The organism is Streptoalloteichus tenebrarius (assembly GCF_024171885.1).
Lineage (GTDB): Bacteria > Actinomycetota > Actinomycetes > Mycobacteriales > Pseudonocardiaceae > Streptoalloteichus > Streptoalloteichus tenebrarius.
On sequence record NZ_JAMTCP010000001.1, the window covers coordinates 178,530 to 200,820 of the forward strand.

Consider the following 22,291-nt stretch of genomic DNA (forward strand, 5'->3'; position numbering starts at 1 on the left):
GTCGATGTCGAGGAAACCCGCTGTGCGCCTGGTGGCGATGCTCCTGGCGACGGCTGTTCCGGCGGCGGGCGCGGTGCTGCTGGCGCCCACCGCCGCCGCTGAGCCGGCTCCGAGGGAAACGCTCACCTGGGAGCCCTGCGCCAAGATCGCCAACGGCTGGGACGAACTCACCCACGGCGACACGACAACCGAGTGCGCCACCCTGCGCGTCCCGCTCGACCACGCCAGGCCGGACGGTCGCAAGATCAGTATCGGGGTGAGCCGGCTGAAGGCCACCGACCCCGCGAAGCGCAGGGGCGTCATCCTGACCAACCCCGGCGGCCCCGGTGGCAGCGGCATCTTCCTGCCGCTGGTCGTGTCCCGCAGCGAGCTGGCCCCGCTGGCCGCCGAGTACGACATCATCGGGTTCGACCCGCGCGGCGTGGGCTACAGCGACAAGCTGCGCTGTCCCACGCTCCCCGAGGACAACGAGAAGCCGCCGCCCGGCCTCACCCCGAAGCAGACCGAGAAGTTCCGGTCCGACCAGCAAGCGCGGTACTACAAGCGTTGCGCCGAGACCGACATCGACTTCACCAGGCAGCTCACCACGCCGTCGATCGCCCGCGACATGGACGCCATCCGGGTCGCCCTCGGCGAGCAGAAGATCAGCTACTACGGCATCTCCTGGGGCACCGCCCTGGGCGCCACCTACCGGAGCCTGTTCGCGGACAAGGTGGACCGGATGGTGCTTGACTCGGTCATGCCGCCGAGGTTCGACCTGGAGGCGATCGACGACGACACCGAGGCAGCGGGGGAGAACCTCTTCCACGACTTCACGGCCTGGGTCGCGCGCTATGACGACGTCTACCACTTCGGGAACACCGCGTCCCGGGTCCGCGACGCCCTGTTCACGCTGCGGGACCAGCTCGCCAGCTCACCGCGCGTGATCGGCTCGGGGCAGTCCCAGATCACCATCGACGGGGACACGGTCACCCAGCTCATGCTCGGGCCGCGGTCGCTGTGGGCCGACTGGGCCAGGGACCTGGCCACGATCCGGGACGGCGACGTGCCCGGGGAGGCCAGGCGGGTCGAGGCGAAGGCGGCCGTGGCGGCGGCGAAGGCCGGGGCCGACCCCCGTTTCGGCTTCGACGAGCGGTTCGAGTACGGCAACGACTTCCAGGGCCACGCCGTGATCTGCAACGAGTCGGTGAGCAGCCGCGACTTCGAGACGGTCTGGCGGAACAAGCAGGAGCGGAAGCGGCGCTACCCCGCCGCCGGCGGGCTCTCCCGCCACTCCGGCACCTGCGTGGGCTGGCCGTTGCCGACCCAGCCGTGGAACCTGAAGCAGAACAACGCCTCCCTCCAGCTCGTCGGCCACACCTACGAGACCGTCACCCCGCTGCCCTGGGCGCTGGGGATGCGCAAGAAGATCGGTGGCGCGTTGTTGACCGTCGAGGACGACGTGCACGGCTCGCTCATGCACCTGCCGTGCGCCAGCGAGGCGGTGAGGTACTTCCGTGACGGCGCCGTGGCCGAGGACTCCTGCCCCGGTGCTCCGATCCCGACACCGGACAGTGTTCGCCAGGTGACCGCGATGGAGCGGGTGACCGGTGACCCGCTGCCCGCGACGGCGCCTCGGCCCTACCGGCCCGCGGGCATCCCCGCCGCGCGCGCCTGACCACGGCCGACGCTCACAGCGAGAGAACAGGGAAGGGCGGCTCCCGACCTGGTGGCCGGGAGCCGCCCTTCCGTATTCCGGGCCGAATCCGGTTCCTGCGCGCCGGCGAGGACACCGGCGAGGACGATGGCGAGGGCGATGGCGAGGACGATCGCGGCACCCACGGTTTCGTCGGGAATGCCGGCACTGGTGCGGGTCGTCCGCCGGCTCGGCCGTGAGCACGGGGCCAGAAGGGCCAGGATGAACGCGTGACCGAGACGGAGATCCGCCCGGCCCGCGCCGCGGAGTTCGACGCCGTCGCCGGGTTGCGCTGGCGCTGGGTGGCCGAGCGGGACGGGTTGCCCGCCGCCGGCCGCGACGAGTTCGTGCGGAGGTTCGCCGCGTGGGCGCGGGAGAACGCGGCCACGCACCGGTGTCTGGTCCTGGTGCGGGAGGGTCAGGTGATCGGGATGGCGTTCCTCGCGATCACCGCGCGTGTGCCGACACCGCTGGCGTTCTCCCGGGCGTCCGGGGACGTGCAGAGCGTGTACGTGGCGCCGGAGGCCCGTGACGGTGGCCTCGGCGGCCTGCTGGTCGACGCGGTCCTGCGCCTGGCCACCGAACTCGGGCTGGAGCGGGTCACCGTGCATTCGTCGGAGCGCGCCGTGTCGGTGTACGAGCGGCACGGGTTCTCAGTGTCCCCGAAACTGCTCCAAGCCGAGGTGCGACTGGGTTCCCACCACGATTGATCAGGGGGGACCGAGGTTGCGGCCGGGCTGAGGCATGCCAACCACAACCGAACCCCGAAGGACCATCTCTCGTCGGGACGGCGCGCCCGTCTCTCCCGCGTTGCTGATCTCAGACGGTCGGTCACAGGCCGAGCCCCTTCGCGAGGACCGGCCAGGACCGGCGCAGGGCCTGCTGCCAGTAGGGCCAACTGTGGGTTCCGGCGCCGAAGTCCGTGGTGACCTCGATGCCGGCGTGCCGGAGTTTCCTCGTGAACTCCTGCGACGAGACCGACGCGGCCGACTCCAGCGCGTCCAGTCGGTACGGCGGGTCGAACGGACCGGGCAGGCCGTTTCCCGAGGACACGTACAGCGGTTTCCCGCGCAGCCGCTCGATGTTGTCGTAGGGGTTGTGGGAGACCCAGAGTGCGCGGTTGAGGTGTTCACTGCCCCACAGGGCGAGCCAGAGCGGGAAGCCCTCGCGCACGAGGATGCCCTTGATGAGTTCGGGAACGTGGGCGCCCAGCGTGTTCAGCAGCCCGCTGTAGGAGGCGGCGGCCCCGAACAGGTCGGGGTGGCGGAAGGCGTAGTGCATCGCGCCGAAGCCGCCCACCGACAGCCCCGCGACCGCGCGGCGCGCGCCGGCCCCGTAGCCGCGTTCGAGGATCTGCCGCACCTCCGTGACGTGGAAGCGCTCCCAGTCGGGTGCGCCGCCCAACCCGAAGTTCCACCACGCGCTGTACATCCCGGCCCGCCCTCCGCTGGGCATCACGACCAGGACCGGCAGGTTCGCCGTGAACTCCTCGACGTCGGTGAACTGGGTCCACGACCGGTAGTCGGCGGGCTCGCAGCAGCCGTGCAGCAGCCAGAGGACGGGCCAGTCACGCCGCGCGCGTTCGTGCCAGCCCGCCGGGACCAGCAGTCGCACCATCGCGATGCGCCCGAGGGCGGGGGAGCTGATCTCCAGATCGAGAACGCGGTCCGAGACCCTGGTCTCCCGCACCACCCGGGCCCCGTCGTCGGCCTCCGGCGCGGAGGTCGTCTCCCCGCGCGCGGAACCGGGGGACACCGACGTGGCCGCGAGGATCGTCAGGAGTGTCAGGACGAGACAACGGGAAAGGCGGCGCCGGGCGACCATCGTCCCTCCTCAGCCATCCATATAGGACACACTGGACACGAGAACACGCTGAACACGAGAAAGCACCGGTCCCCACTGAACGTGTGGTCACACGGTCACAGCGGGATGTTCCCGTGCTTCCGCGCCGGCGTCTCCTGCCGCTTGTCGCGCAGCATCCGGAACGCCCTGGCCACCTCGATCCGGCTGGTCGCCGGGCGGATGACCCGGTCGACGTAGCCCCGGTCGGCCGCCGCGTAGGGCGTCGCGAACCGGCGGCGGTAGTCCTCGACGAACCGCCGGCGCACGGCCTCGCGCTCCGCCTCGTCCGTCGCGCGGAGCCGCCGCCGGTGCAGGATGGTCACGGCGGCCTCCGCGCCCATCACCGCGATCTCCGCCGTCGGCCAGGCCAGGTTGACGTCCGCGCCCAGGTGTTTCGAGCCCATCACGGCGTAGCCGCCGCCGTAGGCCTTCCGCACGGCCAGGGTCACCTTGGGGACCGTCGCCTCGGCGTAGGCGTAGATGAGCTTCGCGCCGCGTCGGATGATGCCGGCGCGCTCCTGCTCCACTCCCGGCAGGTAACCGGGCACGTCGACCAGCGTCAGCAGGGGGATGCCGAACGCGTCGCAGAACCGCACGAACCGCCCTGCCTTCTCCGAGGCGTCGATGTCGATCACCCCGGCCAGGTGCAGCGGCTGGTTCGCGACCACGCCGACCGTGCGGCCCTCCACCCGGCCGAAGCCGCAGATGATGTTGGGGGCGAACCGCTCCTGCACCGCCAGGAACTCGCCGTCGTCGACCACCGCCCGGATCAGCCGCCCCATGTCGTAGCCCTGGTGCGGGGAGTCCGGGATCAGGTGGTCCAGCGCGAGGTCGGTGGGCGTGAGCGCGTCCTCGGTGTTGGCCGTGTCGGTCCTGTCGTGCGCGGCGCTGGCGTAGACCGGGCACTCGTCAAGGTTGTTGGCGGGCAGGAACCCGAGCAGCGTCCGCACCCAGTCGAGCGCGTCCCGCTCGTCGGTCGCGCGGTAGTGGACGTTGCCGGAGACCTCGCTGTTCACCTCGGCGCTCCCGAGTTCCCCCGCCGAGACGTTCTCGCCGGTCACCGCCGCCACGACCTCCGGCCCGGTGACGAACATGTGCGCGATGTCGTCGACCATCACCACGAAGTCCGTCAGGGCCGGGGTGTAGACGGCTCCGCCGGCGCACGGCCCCATGACCAGCGAGATCTGCGGAACCACGCCGGAGGCGAGGACGTTGCGGCGGCCCAGTTCCGCGTAGTAGGCCAGGGAGACCACGCCCTCCTGGATGCGCGCGCCCCCGGAGTCGTTGATGCCGATGACGGGGCAGCCGATCCTCATCGCCAGGTCCATCACCTTGAGCACCTTCTCCCCGAAGACCTCGCCCATGCTGCCGCCGAGGACGGTGAAGTCCTGCGAGAACAGGCAGACTGGGCGTCCGTCCACAGTGGCCTGTCCGGTGACCACGCCGTCGCCGTAGGGGCGCTGCGCGTCCATGTCGAAGTCGGTGCAGCGGTGCCGGGCGAACCGGTCCAGTTCGTAGAAGGAGCCGGGGTCGACCAGGAGGTCGATCCGCTCCCGGGCGGTGAGCTTCCCCCGGGTGTGTTGCCGGTCCGCCGCGTGCTTCTCGGCGATGCGGAGCACCTCCTCCTCGCGGGCGGCGAGGTCGGCGATGCGGTAGGCGGTGCTCGGCAGCAGGGGTGGGCCACTGCTCATCAGGCTCTCTCCTCTCCCCGGGACCGGTCCACCGCGCCCAGCGCGGCGGCGAGCCGGTCCGCGATCACGGTGACGTGCGGTGGGTCGATGACCGAGATGTGGTCCCCCGGCACCGGGACGATCTCCAGGTCGGGGCAGAACTCGTCCCAGCCGAGGGCGGCGTCGGTCCGGAGGTAGCGGGGGTCGAGGGCGGTGGTGAGCGGGTGCGGCTGGGCGGCGCGGAACAGCAGGACGCGCCCGGTGTGGCGGCCCGGCCGGTACCGCTCCCCGACCCGGGCGTCCACATAGGACGTTCGTTGGTGTTCGAGGACGGCGTCGGTGACGGCGGGGACGCGCTCCCGCACGCGCCGCAGGACGAGGTCGAGCCGCTCCTCCTCCGGCAGCGCCGCCAGGTGTTCGACGGGGAGGTCGAGGTCGACCCGGTAGCCGTGCTCGACGTGCTCCACGAACCGGCGCATCCTGGCGACCGACACCTCGTGGCCCGAGGCGTCCGAAGCGTGGGAGCCGTCGAAACTGTTGGATCCGTTGGATCCGTTGGATCCGTTGGATCCGTGGGAACCGTGGGAACCGTGGGAGCTGTCGGAGTGGCCGGCCTGGTCCGCCGACGGGAGCGGCAGGATGGTGTCGATCAGGAACACCAGGTCGACCTCGGCGCCGGCCGAGGTGAGCTGCCGGGCGACCTCGTACGCGAGGCAGCCGCCGAACGACCAGCCGCCCAGCCGGTACGGCCCGTCGGGCTGGCGTTCCCGCAGCAGCTCGACGTACCGGGCGGCCTTCGACTCGACGTCGTGGAGATCGTCGAGGCGTTCCATGCCGTAGCACCGCACCGCGGGGTCGAGCCGCCGCACCAGGGGGCGGTAGACCTCCGTGGGGCCGCCGGCGGGGTGGAACAGGAACACGGTCGGACCGCCCCCGCCCTCGGCCAGCACGCGCACCGGCTGGTCGTGCCGGTCACGGCGACCGTCGATCTCCGCCCGCAGGACGTCGGCCATGCCGGCGATGCTGGGGACCGCGAACAGCTCCTCGGCGGTCAGGTCTCGCCCGATCTCCTCCGACGCCAGCTTTCGCAGGCGGGCGCGCTCGTCTTGGCCGCCGCCCGCCTCGGCGAAGGGCACGTCGACCGCGATCTCCTCGACGCCGAGCACCTCCCGCCACAGCCGGGCGACCCACCGTTCCGCCGGGTCGCGGGGGAGCGGACCCGGGCGGTGGGACGGCCCCGGTCCGGTCGGCGAGGAGGACAGCCCCAGTTCGGACGCCAGCCAGTCGGCGAGGTCGTTCAGGCTCGCGCCCCGCATGAGCAGCGGCAACGGGACGGTCCGGCCGCTCTCGCGCTCGATCGTCGCGCGGGCGCGCATGGCCAGCAGGGAGTCGAACCCCAGCGAGGTCAGGGGCGCCTGCGGGTCGAGCTGGTCGGGGTCGTGGCGCGTCAGGTCGGCGACCACGTCGGTGAGCCGGCGCAGCAGCAGGTCCCGCGCGCGCCCTGGGGCGAGTCGATGGAGTTCCTCCGGATCGAGCCGGGCGGAACCGACCCCGCGCGTGGACTGGTCGCGGGACACCATGGCGAAGAACGGGCGCGTCGCCAGGCGGGGGAACAGCTCCAGTGCCTGACTGAAGTCGAGGCGAGCGATCCCGGTCACGCCCCTCCCCGAGGACAGCACCGCGCCCAGCGCGACCAGACCCTCCTCTGTGGACAGAGGAGCCAGCAGCGGATTGTCCCGGCCGGTCGCGCCGCCGACCTCGCCCCACGCGCCCCACTGGACGCTCACGGCAGGACGTCCGCGCGCCCGGAGCCAGGTGACGAACGCGTCGAGCCAGGCGTTGGCCGTGACGTAGGCCGCCTGACCGGGAGAACCACACAGGGCCGCGGCGGAGGAGTACGCGACCCACCAGTCCAGATCGAGCTTCGCCGTGGCCTCGTGGAGCCGGAGCGCGCCTTCCGTCTTCGCGCGCCACGCCGCGGCGAGGTCCTCCGGACGCAGCGACAGGACGGCGGCGTCGGCGAGGACTCCGGCGGCGTGGAGGACGCCCCGCAGCGGCATGCCCCCGTCGGTGGCTCGCGCCACCATGCGCCGCGCGACCTCGGGCTCGGCGACGTCCCCGAGGACGACCTCCACCTCGACACCGCGCGCCCGCAACCGGGCGACCTCGGACTCCGCGTCCGGACCGGGAGCCCGCCGGCCGGACAACACCAGCCGGGACGCGCCCCGCTCGGCGAGCCACCGCGCGGCGGCGAGCCCGAGCCCACCGAGCCCGCCGCTGATCACGTAGGCGCCGGCGCGGATCGAAGGGGCACCGGTTGGGGCGTCGGCCGGGGTGTCGGCTGGGGCGACGGCCGGGGCGACGGTCGGGGCGTCGACGGTGGCGCGGGACAGGCGGTGCGCGAGCCGACGACCGGACCGCCACGCGACCTCGTCGTCCTCGGCGTTCGCGGTGAGTTCGTGGACGGCGTCGCGCGCCACCGTCGCCAGGTCGCCCGCCGGGTCGAGGTCGAGCCAGCTCGCGCGCAGCTCGGGGTGCTCGAAGGCGAGCACCCGGACCAGGCCGCGCAGGGCGGCGGGGGAGGGTTCGCCGGCCTCGTCGGCGGTGGTGGCCGCCGCACCCAGGGTGAGCAGCCACAGCCTGGGCGCGGCGGAGCCGGGGGTGACGAGCCGGCGCACGACGTCCACGGCGGCGAGCACCAGTTCCCTGGCCGCCGCGACCGCGTCGGGCGGCGGGGAGGCGGCGGCGACGATCACGACCCCCGCCAGACCGTCCCCGTTCCCTTCGTGGCCGTCGGGGGACGTGCCCGGCACACGGGTGAGGGGAGCGAGGGTGGGAGCGTGGCCAGCCTCGGTCAGGCCTCGCGCGATCCTCGTGGCCAGGTCCCGGCTCTTCGTGTCGGAGTCGGTGTCAGTGCTGGTGTCGGTGTCGGAATCGGTGTCGGAATCGGTGCTGGAATCGGTGTCGGAATCGGTGCTGGAATCGGTGTCGGAATCGGTGTCGTGGAGGACCAGCCAGGCGCCCTCGCGCACGGAGTGGGGACTCGGCGGCTTGGTCGGCGCCCAGGTCGTCTCGTAGGCGAGGTGGGGCGGGAACGCGGCGACCTCGTCGTGCCGCACCGGTCGGAGCGTCACCTCGCTGATGTCGACCAGGACCCGCTCGTCGTCGTCCAGTAACTGGACCGAGCCCGACCGCGTGCCGTCCTCGCCCGGCTCCGCGGACAACCACGCCCGCACCACGTCGCCCCGTCGCGGGTCTCCCAGAACCCGCACCCGCCCGAAGCGGATGGGCAGCCAGAGCTGACCAGCCAGGTCACCGCCGGCAGCGGCCAGCGCGTGGAGGCAGACGTCGCCGAGGATCGGGTGGAGGACGAACCGGTCCGCGTCCGAAGGACGAGGGACTCGCGCCTGCGCGAACCCGGCCGTGGCGGTCACCGACGTCAGGCCTCGGAAAGCCGGGCCGTAGACCTGGCCGGCGCGGTCGAGCACCTCGTAAACGTCCCGTGATTCGCGCTGGCCTGCCGGCGTTGGACGCGGAGACAGATCGTCCACAATGGATGAATGGAGTGGGCCCGCGGTGGCCTCGGCGTACAACACCCAGTCCTCGCCGGATCGGCCGAACATGGTCAGGGTGACCGCACCGTCAGGGCCGGGCTCCGCGCACACGCACACCTCGGTGTGTTCCGTCAGGGGAAGCATCCGGTGCAGCACGACGTCCCGGACCTCGGTGCGCGGGCGCTCCGGAGCCAGATCCCGCGCCGTGCTCAGGGCCAGCTCGACGAACCCGCTTCCGGGAAACACCGGGACACCGTGAACGGCGTGGTCGGCCAGCCACGGGTGCCCGGACAGTCCGACGTCGCCGAAACGCAGCCGACGCTCGTCGCGCGGAGGGCGCACCAGATCACCCAGGAACGGGTGTCCCGCGCGGCTTCGCGCGACGCGAGGGCGAGGGATCCAATGTGGACGGTGCTCCCAGGTCGGCGGCGGCAGGTCGATCACGACGCGGCGCGGGTACCGGCGACGCAGGACGTCGACATGGCCCAGCTCGTACAACCGCGCCAACGCGCCGGCGAAACCGTCGAGCCGGTCGCTCAGGTGACGGCGCATCGTGGGCACCACGTGGACCTCGCCGCCGCCCAGCGCGTGGGCGGTCTGCTCGATCGAGGACGACGCGACGGGGTGCGGCGAGACCTCCACGAACACCCGGTGGCCGTCCCGCAGGGCGGCGGCCACGGCCTGGCGGAACCGCACCGGCTCCCTGAGGTTCGCCGCCCAGTACTCCTCATCCGGCTCCGGCGTCCGCTCGGGGTCCACTGTGGAGTAGAACGGCACGGAGGCGGGGCGGGGCCACAGGGTCCCAAGGACCGCGCGGAAGCGGTCGAGGAACGGGGCGACAGCGGCGGAGTGTCCGGCCCCGCCGACCGCGAGCCGCCGCGCGAACCGGCCGCGTCGCTCCGCCTCCGCCACCACCAGGCACACCTGGTCCGCCGGGCCACTGATCGTGTGATGGGTGGGGGAGGAGTGGACGGCGACGGTCACGTCCGGCGCGGTGCGGGACAGCCCCGCCAGTTCCTCGGGCGAGAACTCCACGACGGCCATGGCGCCCGTCCCCGCCGCGTCGATCTCGGCCAGCACCGCCGTCCTGGCCAACATCACCCGCAGGCCCTCCCGCACGTCCAGACAGCCCGCGACGACCGCCGCCGCCACCTCACCCACCGAGTGACCGAGCACCGCCGCCGGCGTCACGCCGTGCTCCCGCCACAGCGCGGCGAGCGCGACCTGCATGCCGAACAGCCCGAGCTGCTGGACCGCCAGGTCCTCCGGGCGGTGATCCCCGTTCAGGGCCGTGGACAGGGCGAACCCGGCGAGCTGGGTGAAGTCGGGGTCCATCGCGCGCACCGCGTCGGCGAACGCCGGCTCCTCGGCCAACAACCGACGCCCCATCGCCGGCCACTGCGAACCGTGGCCGGAGAACACCAGGACCGGCCCGGACTCCGGTGGCCGCGTTCTCCGCGCGGGACGCCGCCCCTCGGCCAGGGCGTGCAGCTCGTCGCGCAACTCGTCCCGGTCGTGGACGACCACGGCCGCCCGCACCGGCTCCACGTCGCACCCGTGCACGAGCGCGGCGGCGAGGTCGGACAGCGCCGGGCGCTCGTCGTGATCCTCACCGACCCACCGCGCGAGCGCGCCGGCCCTGGCCCGCAGCCGGTCCTCGGTCCGCCCGGACAGCGGGACCACGACAGGAGCGCCCGGCTCGTCCCGCGGCTCGGGGGTGTCGGGGCGCGTCAGGCGCGGCCACTCCTCGACGACCACGTGCGCGTTCGCGCCCCCGAACCCGAACGCGGACACCCCGGCCCTGGCCAACCCGGAGTAGCGCGGCCACCGCTCGGCCGAGGTGACCACCCGCAGCCGTCCCGCCTCCCAGTCCACGCGCGGGTTCGGCTCGGTGACGTGCAGGCTCGCCGGGATCAACGAGTGGCGCAGCGCGAGAACGACCTTGATCAGCCCGGCGATCCCGGCCGCGCCCTCCAGGTGACCGAGGTTGCTCTTGACCGAGCCGAGGAGCAGGGGCCGGCCCTGGTCGCGGTCGACGCCGAGCACCTCGGCCAGCGCGCCCGCCTCGATCGGGTCGCCCAGCGGGGTCCCGGTGCCGTGGGCCTCGACGTAGTCGACGGTGGCCGGCGCGAGGCCGGCGACCGCGTAGGCGTCGCGCAGCAGCCGGCGCTGGGCGGCCGGGTTCGGCGCGGTGATGCCGTTGGACCGCCCGTCGGAGTTCACCGCGCTGCCCCGGATGACCGCCAGCACCCGGTCCCCGGCCTGGCGGGCGTCGGCCAGGCGGCGCAGGACGACCACCCCGCAGCCCTCGCCGCGCGCGATCCCGTCGGCCGAGGCGTCGAACGGCCGGCACCGCCCGTCCGCCGACAGCACGCCCGCCGCGTGGAAACTGGCCGTGACCGCCGGCGAGAGCAGGACGTTCACCCCGCCGACCACCGCGGTCGACACCTCGCCGCCGGTCAGCGCGCGCACCGCCTGGTGCACCGCGACGAGGGAGGACGAGCAGGCCGTGTCGATGGTCATGCTGGGTCCGTGCAGCCCCAGCGCGTAGGACAGCCGGTTCGCGGCCAGCGACGCGGCGGCGCCCGTGCTGGACCAGGCGTCGACCGAGGCCAGGTCGGTCATGGCCCACTGGCCGTGCTCGGTCGCGGACAGCCCGACGAACACGCCGGTGTCGCTGCCCGCCAGCGACGCGCGGGGGATGCCGGCGTCGGCCAGCGCCTCGCACGCCACCTCCAGGAGCAGGCGCTGCTGCGGGTCCATGGCCTCGGCCTCCCTCGGCGTGATCCCGAAGAAGTCCGCGTCGAACCCGGTGACGTCGGGGAGGAAACCGCCCCTGCGGGGCAGGCGGGCCAGCTCGCGGGGCGTCGCGAACGGCTCCCACCGCCCGGCCGGCACCTCACCGGTCCCGTCCCTGCCCTCCCGCAGCAGTGACCAGAAGGCGCGGGCGTCCCCGGCCCCGGGGAACCGGCAGGCCAACCCGACGACGGCCACGGGCTCGCCCTGGCCGGCCACCGGGCGGTGGTCCGGCGTCCCGTCCTGGCCGGCCCCGGCCAGCTCCCGCGCCAGCCCGGCCAGGGTCGGCACCGTCCACAGCAGACTGTGCGGCACGTCCCGCCCGCGCCGCCGTCCGATCTCCGCGGCCAGGCTCACCGCGACCCGGGACGACACCCCGCACTCGCGCAGCGGGCGCTCCCACTCGTCCTCGGTGACCGGTCGGCCGAGCAGGCTGCCCAACCGGTCGACCAGCCACCCGCGCCACTCCTCCTCGGTCACCGGCGCCCCGCTCACGACGCGGCGCTCCGCCGGGCGTGGGCCAGGTACTGGAGGCGGCTGGCGGCGCGGCTGATCTTCCCGCTCGACGTGCGGGGCGTCTGGCCCGGCTCCAGCAACCACATGTCGTGCACGGACACCCCGTGCGCCGCGGACACCGCCGAGCGGGCGGCGGCCACCACGTCGGAGGTCGGCGCGGACCACGTCCGTTCGTCCCTGGCCCGTTCCGCGACCACCACGAGGCGTTCCCCCTCGTCGCAGGGGACGGCGAACGCGGCCACGGAGTGCCGGCGCACGGCGGGGTGCGCCAGCTCCACCGTCAGCTCGATGTCCTGCGGGTAGTGGTTCCTGCCGTCGATCACGATCATGTCCTTGATCCGCCCCGTCACGAACAGGTCCCCGTCCACCACGACCCCGAGGTCGCCGGTGCGCAGCCAGCCGCGTCCCTCCCACCCGGCGGCGAGCGGGTCGCCGGGCGCGTCGAGGGTGAGCCCGAACGTGCGCCGGCTCTCCTTGGGGCGGCCCCAGTAGCCGACGCCGACGTTGGGGCCGCTCACCCAGATCTCCCCGACCCTGCCGTCGGCCAGCGGCCGGTGGGTGCGCGGGTCCACGATCCGCACGTGCTGGTCGACGGGACGGCCGCAGGCGACCAGGGTCGAGCTGGCCACGCCCACGGCGGCGACCGCGTGGCCGTCGGCCAGCGTCCGCGCGTCGAAGGTCCGCGCCCGGGGCGCCGTGCCCGCGCGGCTGGCCGTGACCAGCACGGTCGCCTCGGCCAGGCCGTAGGACGGGCGGTGCGCCTCGCGGCGGAGCCCGCAGGGCCCGAAGGTGTCGTGGAAGCGGTCGATGTTGGCCAGCGACACCTGCTCGCTGCCGTCGACGAGCGTGACCACGTCGTCCAGCCGCAGCAGGGAACGCTCCTCGGGCGAGCAACGCCCCGCGGCGTAGGAGTAGGCGAAGCTGGGCGCGGCCGTGATCGCGCCGGGGTTGGCGGACAGTGCCTGGAGCCAGCGGGTCGGGCGTTCGAGGAACGCCGTGGGGTCCATCAGCACCGCCCGCGTGCCCCGCAGCACCGGCGTGGCCACCGCCAACATCAGGCCCATGTCGTGGAACAACGGCAGCCAGGACACGTTCACGGTCCGCCCGCGCTCCACGCCGTAGCAGTCGGCGGCCTGACGCGCGTTCGCCAGGACGTTCCCGTGCGTCAGCACCACGCCGGCCGGGGTCCTGGTCGACCCGGAGGTGTACTGGAGGTACGCGATCTCCTCGGCGTGCGGGGGCTCGGGGAGGGGGTGGCCGCGCCGGGGGCGCAGGGTGTCCACCACGACGAGCGCCGCCCCGCCCGAGCCCGTGTCGCGGCGGAAGCGCTCCACGTCGTCGACCAGGCGGGACGTGGTCAGGACCAGGGCGGGGGCGCAGTCGCCGAGGATCGCGGCCAGCCGCCTGTCGTGCGGGGAACCGGGAGGGAAGAGCGGAACCGCGATCCGCCGGGCCCTGAGCACGCCGAGGAAGGCCGCGACGTAGGCGGGTGACTGGTCGACCAGGACCGCGACCCGGTCGCCCCGGTCGGTCTGGTGCTCGACCCTGGCCGCGACGGCGGCGGCCATGGCGTCGAGTTCCCGCCAGGTCAGGGTGGTGGCCACCCCGCCGGGGTCGCGGGAGTGGTCGAGGTGGGTCAGTGCGGGGTGGTCGCCCTGTTCGACCGCCCACCGGTCGAGCAGGGTGGCGAGGGACTCGCGCGGCGCGGACCGGGTGGCCGCGGGGTCGGGGGAGTGACTGTTCATGGGTCCTTCGACTTCGTGCGCGGGGAACAGGGTCATCGGCCGAGACCAGGGGGCTCAGAGGTCGCCGAGGGCGCGGGGGGAGCGGAGGTCGCCGCGGACGCGGGCGGCGTGGAGGTCGCGGGCGGCGTCGTGGGCTCTCCGGCGGGGGAGCGGGCGTGGGGACGCGGCATGCGCGACGCGAGGACGGCGCCGGCGAGCTGGCTCACGGCGGCCAGCACGAGAGCGGCCGTGTAGCCGTGGGTGAGCGCCGGTCCCGCCGGGACGCCCTCGTCGGCGCGGCTCGCTCCCACCAGGGAGACCACGAGTCCGGTCACGGCGATCCCGAGAGCGCCCGACACCTCCCTGGCCGCCGTCAGCAGTCCGGACGCCGTGCCGGCGTCGTCCTCGGCGACCGCGTCAAGCGCGTGCGCGGTCAGCGGCGTGGTGAGGGCCGATCCGACGCCGACGACCACCAGACCGACCAAGCGGGGACCAACCTCCGGGATGTGGCTCACTGCCGCCAGCGCGCCCATCCCGGCGGCGACGACGGCCATGCCGGCGGCCACGGTCCTGCCCGGTCCCCACCGGCGGGAGAGCACGGGCACCAGCGGGGTCGTCACGATGACCGCGCCGGCGACCGCCGTCAGCGGCAGGCTCGCCGCGCTCGGGCTCATGCCGAGGAACTCCTGGTGCACCAAGGGCGTGGCGAACACGACGCCGCTGGTTCCCATGCCCCACAGCAGAAGGACGCCGTTGGCCTGGGAGAAGGCGCGCTCGCGCAGCAGTCGTCGGGGGATCAGCGGACGCGGTGCGCGGCGCTCCCCAAGAACGAAGGCGATCCCCGCGACGCAACCGGCGACGCCCAACGCCAGCGATCGCCCGATGCCGGCGGAGGCGTCGGTAGCGGCGAGGACCGCGGCGGTGAGCAGGAACAGCGAAGCCGTGGCGGCCAACGCGTTCCCGACCGGAACGGGGTGACGCCTCGGGCCGCGCCGGCCGTCGGAGGCGAGGGGAACCAGCAGGCCACCGAGGACGACGAACGGCAGGTGCCCGAGGAAGATCCAGCTCCAGTGCGCGTGCTCGGCCAGCGCTCCGCCCAGCCACGGCCCCAGCGCCAGCGCGGTCGCCAGCGCGGCCGTCCACACCGTGGCGCCCACCGCGCGGAGGCCGGGCCGCAACGCGGTGCGGACCAGGCGGAGCGTCCCGGGGACCACGAGCGCCGCCGCGACCCCCTGCACCACCCGCGCGGCGAGCACGCCCCCGGCCGTGCCCGACGTCCCGCCGAGCGCGGAGCCGGCGGCGAACACCGCGAACCCGGCGAGGAGGACCCGGTCGCCGCCCCGGTCGAGCAGGGCTCCCGAGGCCAGGAGCAGGCCGCCGTACGGGAGCATGTAGGCGATGCCCAGCCACTGGAGGGCGGACAGGTCCATCCCGAGGTCCGCCCCGATCGTCGGCGCGGCGGCCACCACGACGGTGTTGTCCACTGTGGACACGAACGCGACGAGCGCGACCAGGGCGAGCGTCGCGGCGGAGCGTCGGCCGTCCGGTGGGAGGGGGAGCCCGGTCCCACCGCCGAGACGGCGGGGACGGCGCCGCGACCCGCCGTCGAACACCGCCGACCCCATGACGGCCAGTCGGAAAAGGGCCGTAGAGGTCTGGACCATAACCGCGACCTCCTTTTCGGTCGGGATGTGGGCGAGAACTCGCGGGGCACGCGGCGACAACGTCGGCGACGACGTGGGGGAAGGACGACGGCGAGGGCTTCGAATTCCTTCGCATTCGCCCTCGAATGTGTCGGCGAGGTTACCCAGGCGCCTCATTCGGGGCAAGAACGCGCCTGGCGCCCCACACCGTTCGGACGCCTTACTCGGAGCGGAACTGTCACCCGGGTGACAATCCAGGGGCGCGGGCGCTCACCAGAGACAGCGAAAAGAGGCACCAGTCGTGCCGCAGGTCACAGGCGCTCCCGAGGGCATGACGATCACAGCTCGGGTCGGGCGACGTCGAGCACGCGCCGGTGACGTGCTCGACGCCGTGGACCGCCTGCTGCCGCGCCGCTGGTGACCTCGGGCGTCGTCAGGTGTCCCCGCGTTGTCTGGCTTCTCGGCGCGGTCAGGTGTTCCGAGGCGACGTCGGGCGCCCAGGCCCCGGGATGATCAAGTTCCGCACCGGTGCGGGAGCACGCGCACGCGCGCGACTACTGCCTGAAGTAAGGGGGACCCCCCACTTCAAACATCCCATGCGGGTCTGACAAAAAGTGCCCTGCTCGGACGTCAAGCCGAGTAGACCACCCGAAATGGGACAGTACGCAGCCGTCGTCGGCTGTTCCCGGGCATCGCCAGGGTTCCTCGGCCGTCGCGGTGGCGACCTTCGTCATCCGGCGCCGTCAGGTACCGCCGGACGCTGTCGAACACCACTGGACGCTGTCGAACACCACTGGACGCTGTCGAACACGACTGGAGGCCGTCGAACACGACTGGAGGCCGTCGAACACGACTGGAGGCCGTCGAACACGACTGGAGGCCGTCGAACACCGGCGGGCAGCGTCGGGTGCTGTCGAACACGGCCGGGTGCTGTCGAACACCGCCGGACGCCGTTGAACACCGCCGGGCATCGTCAGAAGGGACTCCAGTACTGCCGGACAACTCTGGCCGCCGACCACGCGCCGATGACGGTCCGGTCGCGGTCGCGGTCGTGTCACGTTCCCGGGGAACAGTCACCAGGAGACGAAGTCCGGCGGCCGGAACTGTCACCGCGGTGAGGGGAGGGCGGCGGTGTCACGGGCACTCGCCGACATACCTCTGGTGGAGTATTGAGCCCATTTCGGCGAGCGTGCCACTCTGCATGCCCGCATCCGACGGAAAACAATCCCCCGACCGTCGTCGCGTTTTCGTCGCAATTCCGGTTCCGGGACGGCTCCCGGCGTCCTCGGCACGACGCGTTCCGCGCGGATCGTGCGATGTCGACTGCCCGCCGCCCCGCGCGCCGGGCCGGACACGGCGTACCGGTCGGGGCGGGAAGGAAGCGCCATGACCAGAGCGACCGCACGCGGACGACGCGGACGACTCGGACGGCTCGGCCGTCTCCGGTGGACGGCCCTCGCCGCCGTCGCCCTGACCGGGCTCCTCGCCGGCACGGCGGGGGCGGACCCCGGCCCGGCCCAGGACACCTTCCCGGCGGCGTTCGCCTACGCCGTCGCCCACCCGACCGCCGACCCGCCGGGCGCCAACGACTTCTCCTGCCGCCCGTCCGCCGCGCACCCCCGCCCCGTGGTGCTGGTGCACGGCACCTGGGAGAACCGGTACGACAACTGGGCGGGGTTGTCCGGCAGGCTCAAGGAACGCGGCTACTGCGTCTTCGCCCTGAACTACGGAGGCGCTCCCGGCGAGGTCATCCAGGGCACCGGCGACATCCCGACCTCGGCGGGCCAGCTCAGGGCCTACGTCGACCAGGTCATGGCCGCCACCGGCGCGAGCGCGGTGGACATCGTCGGGCACTCCCAGGGCGGGATGATGCCTCGGTACTACATCAACAACCTCGGCGGCGCCGCGAAGGTCGGCACGCTCGTCGCGCTGGTCGCGACCAACCAGGGCACCACCCTGCACGGACTGGCCGAGCTGGGCCGGATGTTCCCCGGGATCGTCGGGCCATGCGCCGCGTGCCTCCAGCAGATCGCGGACTCCGACTTCCTCAGGGCGCTCAACGCCGGTGGCGGCACCCGTCCGTCCGTGCGCTACGTCAACATCGCCACGCGCTACGACGAGATCACCACGCCGCACACCTCCGCGTTCCTGCCTCCCGGGCCGAACGTGACGAACCAGACCCTCCAGGACTTCTGCCCGTCCGACCGAACCGAACACGTCGGGATCACCTACAACCGGCCGACCGCGCAGCTCGTGCTGAACGCGCTCGACCCGGCCAACGCCCGACCGCCGGCCTGTTGAGACCGCCGGCGATATGAGACCTTGATCCGCACTGCGAGGAAACGCCACCGCCGGGGACGGGCGGGGACCCCGCCCCTCCCCGGCGGAGCCACTCGGTGTGTGGGGAGCGGAGTGGGTGGAGCAGCGCGTGACCGCACCTGCCGTCCACCCGCGCCCCCGTGCCCGTCCCCCAGGGGTGTGACGTGACCGTGTTTTCGCTGGACGACCAGGGACCCGATGCGCACCGGCCTCATCGCCGCGCCACCACGGCCGTTCTCCAGTCGCCACCACCGCCGCCACCGTCGTCACCGACGCTGTCGGGGCTGGAGGGGCGCATGCGGGCCACGAACCGGCTGCTGGCCGAGCTGCCCAGCACGCTCGCGGCGTTGCTCCGGCCCCAGATGGGCCGGGTGGCCGGCGAGATCCTGCGGGAGATCCGGCGCTCGGTGCCGGAGTACGCCCTGCCGCTGGAGGGGGTGTTCGGCCGGGTCTTCGTCAACGGCGTCGAACAGGCCCTGCTCCAGTTCCTCGACCGCGTGGCCGACCCCTCCGACCCGGGCAGGGACACGCGACTGGAGCTGTTCCGGAAGCTGGGCAGGTGCGAGGTGAACGCGGGACGCGGCATGGACACCCTCCAGACCGCGTACCGGGTCGGGGCGCGGGTGGCCTGGCGGCGGATGGCCGAGTTCGGGCAGCGCGTGCGCCTGCCCCTGCCCACGATGTGCGTGCTCGCCGAGGCGCTCTTCGCCTACATCGACGAGCTGTCGTCGCTGTCGGTCGAGGGCTACGCCGCCGCGCAGGCCCGTGCGGCCGGCGCGCTCGAACTGCGCAGGAAGCGGTTGCTGGAGACGATCCTGGCCGGGCAGCCCCCGTCCCGCGCCGAGCTCGCGGACCTCGCCGTCTCCGCGCGCTGGCCGCTGCCGGAGCGGGTGGTGGCGGTGGCCCTCGGCAGGGACGCCGACCCCCTCCTGCCGACCGCGCCAGTGCTGGACGAGGTGCTGGCCGACCTGGAGGGGCCGGAACCGTGCCTGTTGCTGCCGGGGTCGGTCCCGCTCGCCGCCCTGAGGCTGGAACTCGGCGGGTGCAGGGCCGCCGCCGGCCCCGAGGTGCCGCTCGCCGAGGCGCGCGAGTCCTTGCGGCTGGCCCGCCAGGCGCTGGCCCTGGTCCGCAGGGGCCACCTCCCGGACGTGTCCCTGACGCTCTGCTCCGAGCACCTGCCGACGCTCCTGCTGCGCCAGGACGAGTTCCTCACGCGGCAGATGGCGGACCGGGTCCTGGCGCCGTTGGCCGACCTCACCCCCAAGCAGCGCCGTCGACTGGCGGACACCCTCGTCGTGTGGTTGGGCGTCCGGGGCGGCGCCCCGGAGGTCGCCGCCCGCCTCAAGGTCCACCCCCAGACGGTGCGGCACCGCATGCGGCAGTTGGAGAAGCTCTTCGGCGACAGACTGAGCGACCCCGACCGCCGGTTCGAGCTGGAACTCGCCCTGCGCGCGAACGTCCTCTCCGGACAGGAGGCGCGACCCGAGTCGGCCGGGGAGTCCGGGGAGACCGACGCCCCGCAGCGGTGATCTCGGTCGACGGGCACCAAGAAGGTTGACGGGCACCAAGAAGATCCACAGTGGAGAGTCCACTGTGGATCTCCTTGTGGTTGCTGGCACCCGATGATCTCTGGTGGTCGTCGTCGGTCGTCTGGTGTCCCTGTCTTCATGTGCGTTCCGGAGTTCGCGGTCTCACCTGCCTCATGACAGAGCGTTCATGCAGCCATGTGAGTGCCACACGGACGTGTGTCCGGCCCGGTCGGCCCGGACGGGGTCCTGGTTAGCATCGAGCTGCGCCCCACTCAGCAGGTGAACCTCCGGTCGAGCAGGGGAGAGGGCTCATGGCGACACCCCGCACGCGGTTGGAGCAGGTGGTCGACAACGCCATCGGGACCCACGAGAGGAGGTGCACCGGCTACCTGAACCCGGTCGGCGCCTCCGCCGCCGGCAGCGACGGGACCGGCTACGTCGCGACCATGAAGCTGTCCGTCGGCAAGGTGCCGGTGGAGGACCTCGACGAGGGCACGTCGCGGATCGTCTCCTACGACCGGTGCGAGAAGAACGACGCCTACGTCGGCCAGATCAACATGATCACCGCGTCCTCCTTCTGCGGACTGGACGGCGCGTTGTGGGGGTACGACCTGGTCAAGGTGCCGGACGACCGGCTCAGGAAGAGGCTGGACCTGGTGCCCGTCGACGAGCTGCCCGGCCCGGACCTGCGCGCCGACCGCCAGGTCCCGGTCTACGAGGTCGCGCCCCTGCTCGACGCGACGGAACGGTTGTTCGGCCGGATCGACACACCGGACAGCCACGACGCGACGCGCCTGCGGCTGCCGCCCGCTCCCGGCGCGCACGTCGTCTGCGCCAACAAGGACGCCAGCGTCCGGGGACCGGGCTACGTGTGGTCGATCATCGCGATCGCGATCGCCGAGGACCAGGACGTCGACGCCAGCCTGTTCATCGAGGACTGCGGTTTCGTCCCCGGGTCCGACGTCGGGCAGAACGAGCTGCGCTCCCGGTTGCGCTGGCATCTGTCCACTGTGGCCAAGAGCATCATGTACTGCGGACAGGACCAGGGAGTCTCGTACAAGGAGATCTTCACCGGCTGCAAGTACCTCCGCACCAGGGCGCACGAGTGGGGCTGCGCCCTGTCCTGCGCGCCGTACGTCCTGCTCGCCCAGCGGGCCGTCCCCACGGGACGGACGCCGCGGAGCCTGCTCGACCTCACGCTCGAACAGTGGGAGGAACTCATGGGGTGGCAGCCGCTCCCGCCACCACCCCACGACGACGACATCGGCGGCATCGGTGTCGGAATTCCGCGCCGACCGGGAGCCGAGGCCGCAGCCGAGGACTCCCTCGCCCGCTCCTCCGCCAACGGACGACCGGCCGGCGATCAGTGAGCGACGGGCGACCGGAGATCCGCCATCGCGGCGAAGGCCGCACGAGGAGCGGCTACGGAGTCGGCGGCAGTCCGGCCATGCCCCGCAGGGCGCGCGTGGTGAACTCGTCGAGCGGGTAGAACAGCTCGATCGCCAACTCCGACAGGGTCACGTCCGCCGGAGCGCCGAACGTCGCCATGGTGCTGAACATCGACAGCTCGCCCTCGGGCGTCCTGACGCGGATCGGCACCTCGATGGGACTCGCCCGCCGGGCGGCAGCCCGGGTCGCGCTCCGCCCCGCGTTGGCGGGAAGCGGGTACCCGCTCACCTCGTCGTGGAGCGCGCGCAGTCGGCCGTCCCCGCTGGCGTTGGCCTGGCGGAGCAGGCGTTCGAGGAACAGCTCCCGCACCTCGTGCAGGTTGACCAGCCGCGACGCGAGCCCCTCGGGGTGCAGGACCAGCCGGAACACGTTCGGGCGCGGGTCGAGCAGGTGCGCGGGGACTCCGTCCATCAGGACGTCCATCGCCCGGTTGCCCGCCACGACGTCCCACCACCGGTCGACCACCACCGCCGGATAGGGCTCGTGGGCGCGGAGCATGGTGTCGAGCGCGGACCGGATCGACGCCATGGCCTCGTCGTCCAGGCCGCTCTCCTGGTACGCCGGCGCGTAGTCGGCCGCCAGCAGCAACGTGTTGCGGTCCCGCAACGGCACGTCCAGCGTCGCCGCGAGCCGCAGCACCATGGCGCGGCTCGGCCGGGCCCTCCCGGTCTCCACACAGGACAGATGCCGCGGGGAGGTGCCCGCCGCGTGGGCGAGTTCGAGCTGGCTGAGCCTGCGGCGCAGCCGCCACTCCCTCAGGAGCGTCCCGACCCGCACCGGTTGCGCCGCGTTCATGCGGCGACCGTAGGCGCGCTCGGTCACGGGGGCCATGACCTCCGAGATCATGGCCCCCGTGACCTTCACGACAGCGGGCGGGGACGGCGGCGGGCGGTGACCGGGGGCCGACTACGGGCGAGCCGGCTTGCTGGCCAGGAGGAACGCCTGCCGCGTCGACTCGGTCTCGATCGGCTCGCGCACGGTCCTGGCGTTCACCGTGAACCCGGCCTGGCCGAGCAGGTCGGCGATGTCGTCGGGCGAGAGCCGGTTGAAGTCGAGCGAGACCGGGTGGCCGAAGGGCCGCGCCAGGTGCAGCGGCTCGTCGCCGACCTGGAAGGCGACCATCAGGTGGCCGCCGGGCGCCAGCACCCGGTGGAACTCGGCGAACACCAGGGGCAGCCGCTCCTGCGGCGTGTGGATCACCGAGTACCAGGCGACGAGGCCGCCCAACGCGCCGTCGGCCAGGTCGAGGTCGGTCATCGTCCCCTGCTCGAACCGCAGCTCCGGGTTCTCCCGCCGCGCGACCGCGAGCATGCCGGACGACAGGTCCACCCCGAGGACGTCGAGGCCGAGGCCGTGCAGGAACGCGGTCACGCGGCCGGGGCCGCAGCCGACGTCCGCGACCAGCTTCGCGTCGGCGCCCCGCACCAGCTCGGCGAACGCGGTCAGCAACGCGCGGTCCAGCGTTCGGCCCTCGAACGGGTCCTTGAAGAGCTTCGCGTAGTCGTCCGCGATGGTGTCGTAGAACGTCCGGGTGGTTTCGAGGGAGAGGTCGGCCATGGGCGGGAACAGTAGCG

The 22,291-nt window shown here is 73.2% G+C and carries 12 protein-coding genes; 5 read left to right on the plus strand and 7 right to left on the minus strand.

Annotation, left to right across the window (positions count from 1 at the left end; genetic code table 11):
* The first annotated feature begins 4 nt into the window (after nt 1-4).
* Both LX15_RS00665 and LX15_RS00670 read left to right on the plus strand, forming a co-directional pair.
* Nucleotides 5-1,657 carry an alpha/beta fold hydrolase gene (locus LX15_RS00665; RefSeq protein WP_253667452.1) on the plus strand — a complete coding sequence of 551 codons (1,653 nt, stop codon included), beginning with the start codon at nt 5-7 and terminating at the stop codon, nt 1,655-1,657.
* A gap of 248 nt (nt 1,658-1,905) precedes the next feature.
* Nucleotides 1,906-2,385: a GNAT family N-acetyltransferase gene (locus LX15_RS00670; protein WP_253667453.1), complete on the plus strand. Its 480-nt coding sequence runs from the start codon at nt 1,906-1,908 to the stop codon at nt 2,383-2,385.
* 121 nt (nt 2,386-2,506) lie between these two features.
* Here the strand turns inward: LX15_RS00670 and LX15_RS00675 are convergent, their stop codons facing one another.
* The 5 genes from LX15_RS00675 to LX15_RS00700 form a co-directional block, all read right to left on the minus strand.
* On the minus strand, nt 2,507-3,499 hold the full coding sequence (locus tag LX15_RS00675; protein ID WP_253667454.1) for an alpha/beta hydrolase: 993 nt from the start codon (nt 3,497-3,499) through the stop codon (nt 2,507-2,509).
* Between the two features lie 95 nt (nt 3,500-3,594).
* The gene (locus tag LX15_RS00680) at nt 3,595-5,208 is read right to left on the minus strand and encodes an acyl-CoA carboxylase subunit beta (protein WP_253667455.1); all 1,614 of its coding nucleotides are present in this window, start codon (nt 5,206-5,208) and stop codon (nt 3,595-3,597) included.
* The gene (locus tag LX15_RS32115; RefSeq protein ID WP_308213385.1) at nt 5,208-12,032 is read right to left on the minus strand and encodes an SDR family NAD(P)-dependent oxidoreductase; all 6,825 of its coding nucleotides are present in this window, start codon (nt 12,030-12,032) and stop codon (nt 5,208-5,210) included. The genes LX15_RS00680 and LX15_RS32115 overlap by 1 nt, the downstream gene beginning before the upstream one ends.
* Nucleotides 12,029-13,798, minus strand: a complete 1,770-nt coding sequence (locus LX15_RS00695; protein ID WP_253667456.1) for a fatty acyl-AMP ligase — start codon at nt 13,796-13,798, stop codon at nt 12,029-12,031. Before LX15_RS00695 ends, LX15_RS32115 begins: the two co-directional genes overlap by 4 nt.
* Before the next feature lie 32 nt (nt 13,799-13,830).
* Nucleotides 13,831-15,441 (minus strand): MFS transporter, encoded by a 1,611-nt coding sequence (locus LX15_RS00700; protein ID WP_253667457.1) that lies wholly within the window; start codon nt 15,439-15,441, stop codon nt 13,831-13,833.
* 1,365 nt (nt 15,442-16,806) lie between these two features.
* On the opposite strand from LX15_RS00700, the gene LX15_RS00705 reads away from it, so the two are divergent.
* The 3 genes from LX15_RS00705 (at nt 16,807) to LX15_RS00715 (ending at nt 20,638) form a co-directional block, all read left to right on the plus strand.
* Entirely contained in the window at nt 16,807-17,721 is a 915-nt protein-coding gene (locus tag LX15_RS00705) for an esterase/lipase family protein (protein WP_253667458.1), read from the plus strand.
* 314 nt (nt 17,722-18,035) lie between these two features.
* A complete protein-coding gene (locus tag LX15_RS00710) occupies nt 18,036-19,268 on the plus strand; it encodes a PucR family transcriptional regulator (protein WP_253667459.1) in 1,233 nt (410 codons plus the stop codon).
* Between the two features lie 311 nt (nt 19,269-19,579).
* The gene (locus tag LX15_RS00715; RefSeq protein WP_253667460.1) at nt 19,580-20,638 is read left to right on the plus strand and encodes a histidine decarboxylase, pyruvoyl type; all 1,059 of its coding nucleotides are present in this window, start codon (nt 19,580-19,582) and stop codon (nt 20,636-20,638) included.
* A gap of 52 nt (nt 20,639-20,690) precedes the next feature.
* On the opposite strand, the gene LX15_RS00720 is transcribed toward LX15_RS00715, so the two are convergent.
* Both LX15_RS00720 and LX15_RS00725 read right to left on the minus strand, forming a co-directional pair.
* Nucleotides 20,691-21,563: an MmyB family transcriptional regulator gene (locus tag LX15_RS00720; protein WP_253667461.1), complete on the minus strand. Its 873-nt coding sequence runs from the start codon at nt 21,561-21,563 to the stop codon at nt 20,691-20,693.
* Between the two features lie 60 nt (nt 21,564-21,623).
* On the minus strand, nt 21,624-22,274 hold the full coding sequence (locus LX15_RS00725) for a class I SAM-dependent DNA methyltransferase (protein WP_253667462.1): 651 nt from the start codon (nt 22,272-22,274) through the stop codon (nt 21,624-21,626).
* Nucleotides 22,275-22,291: the final 17 nt, after the last annotated feature.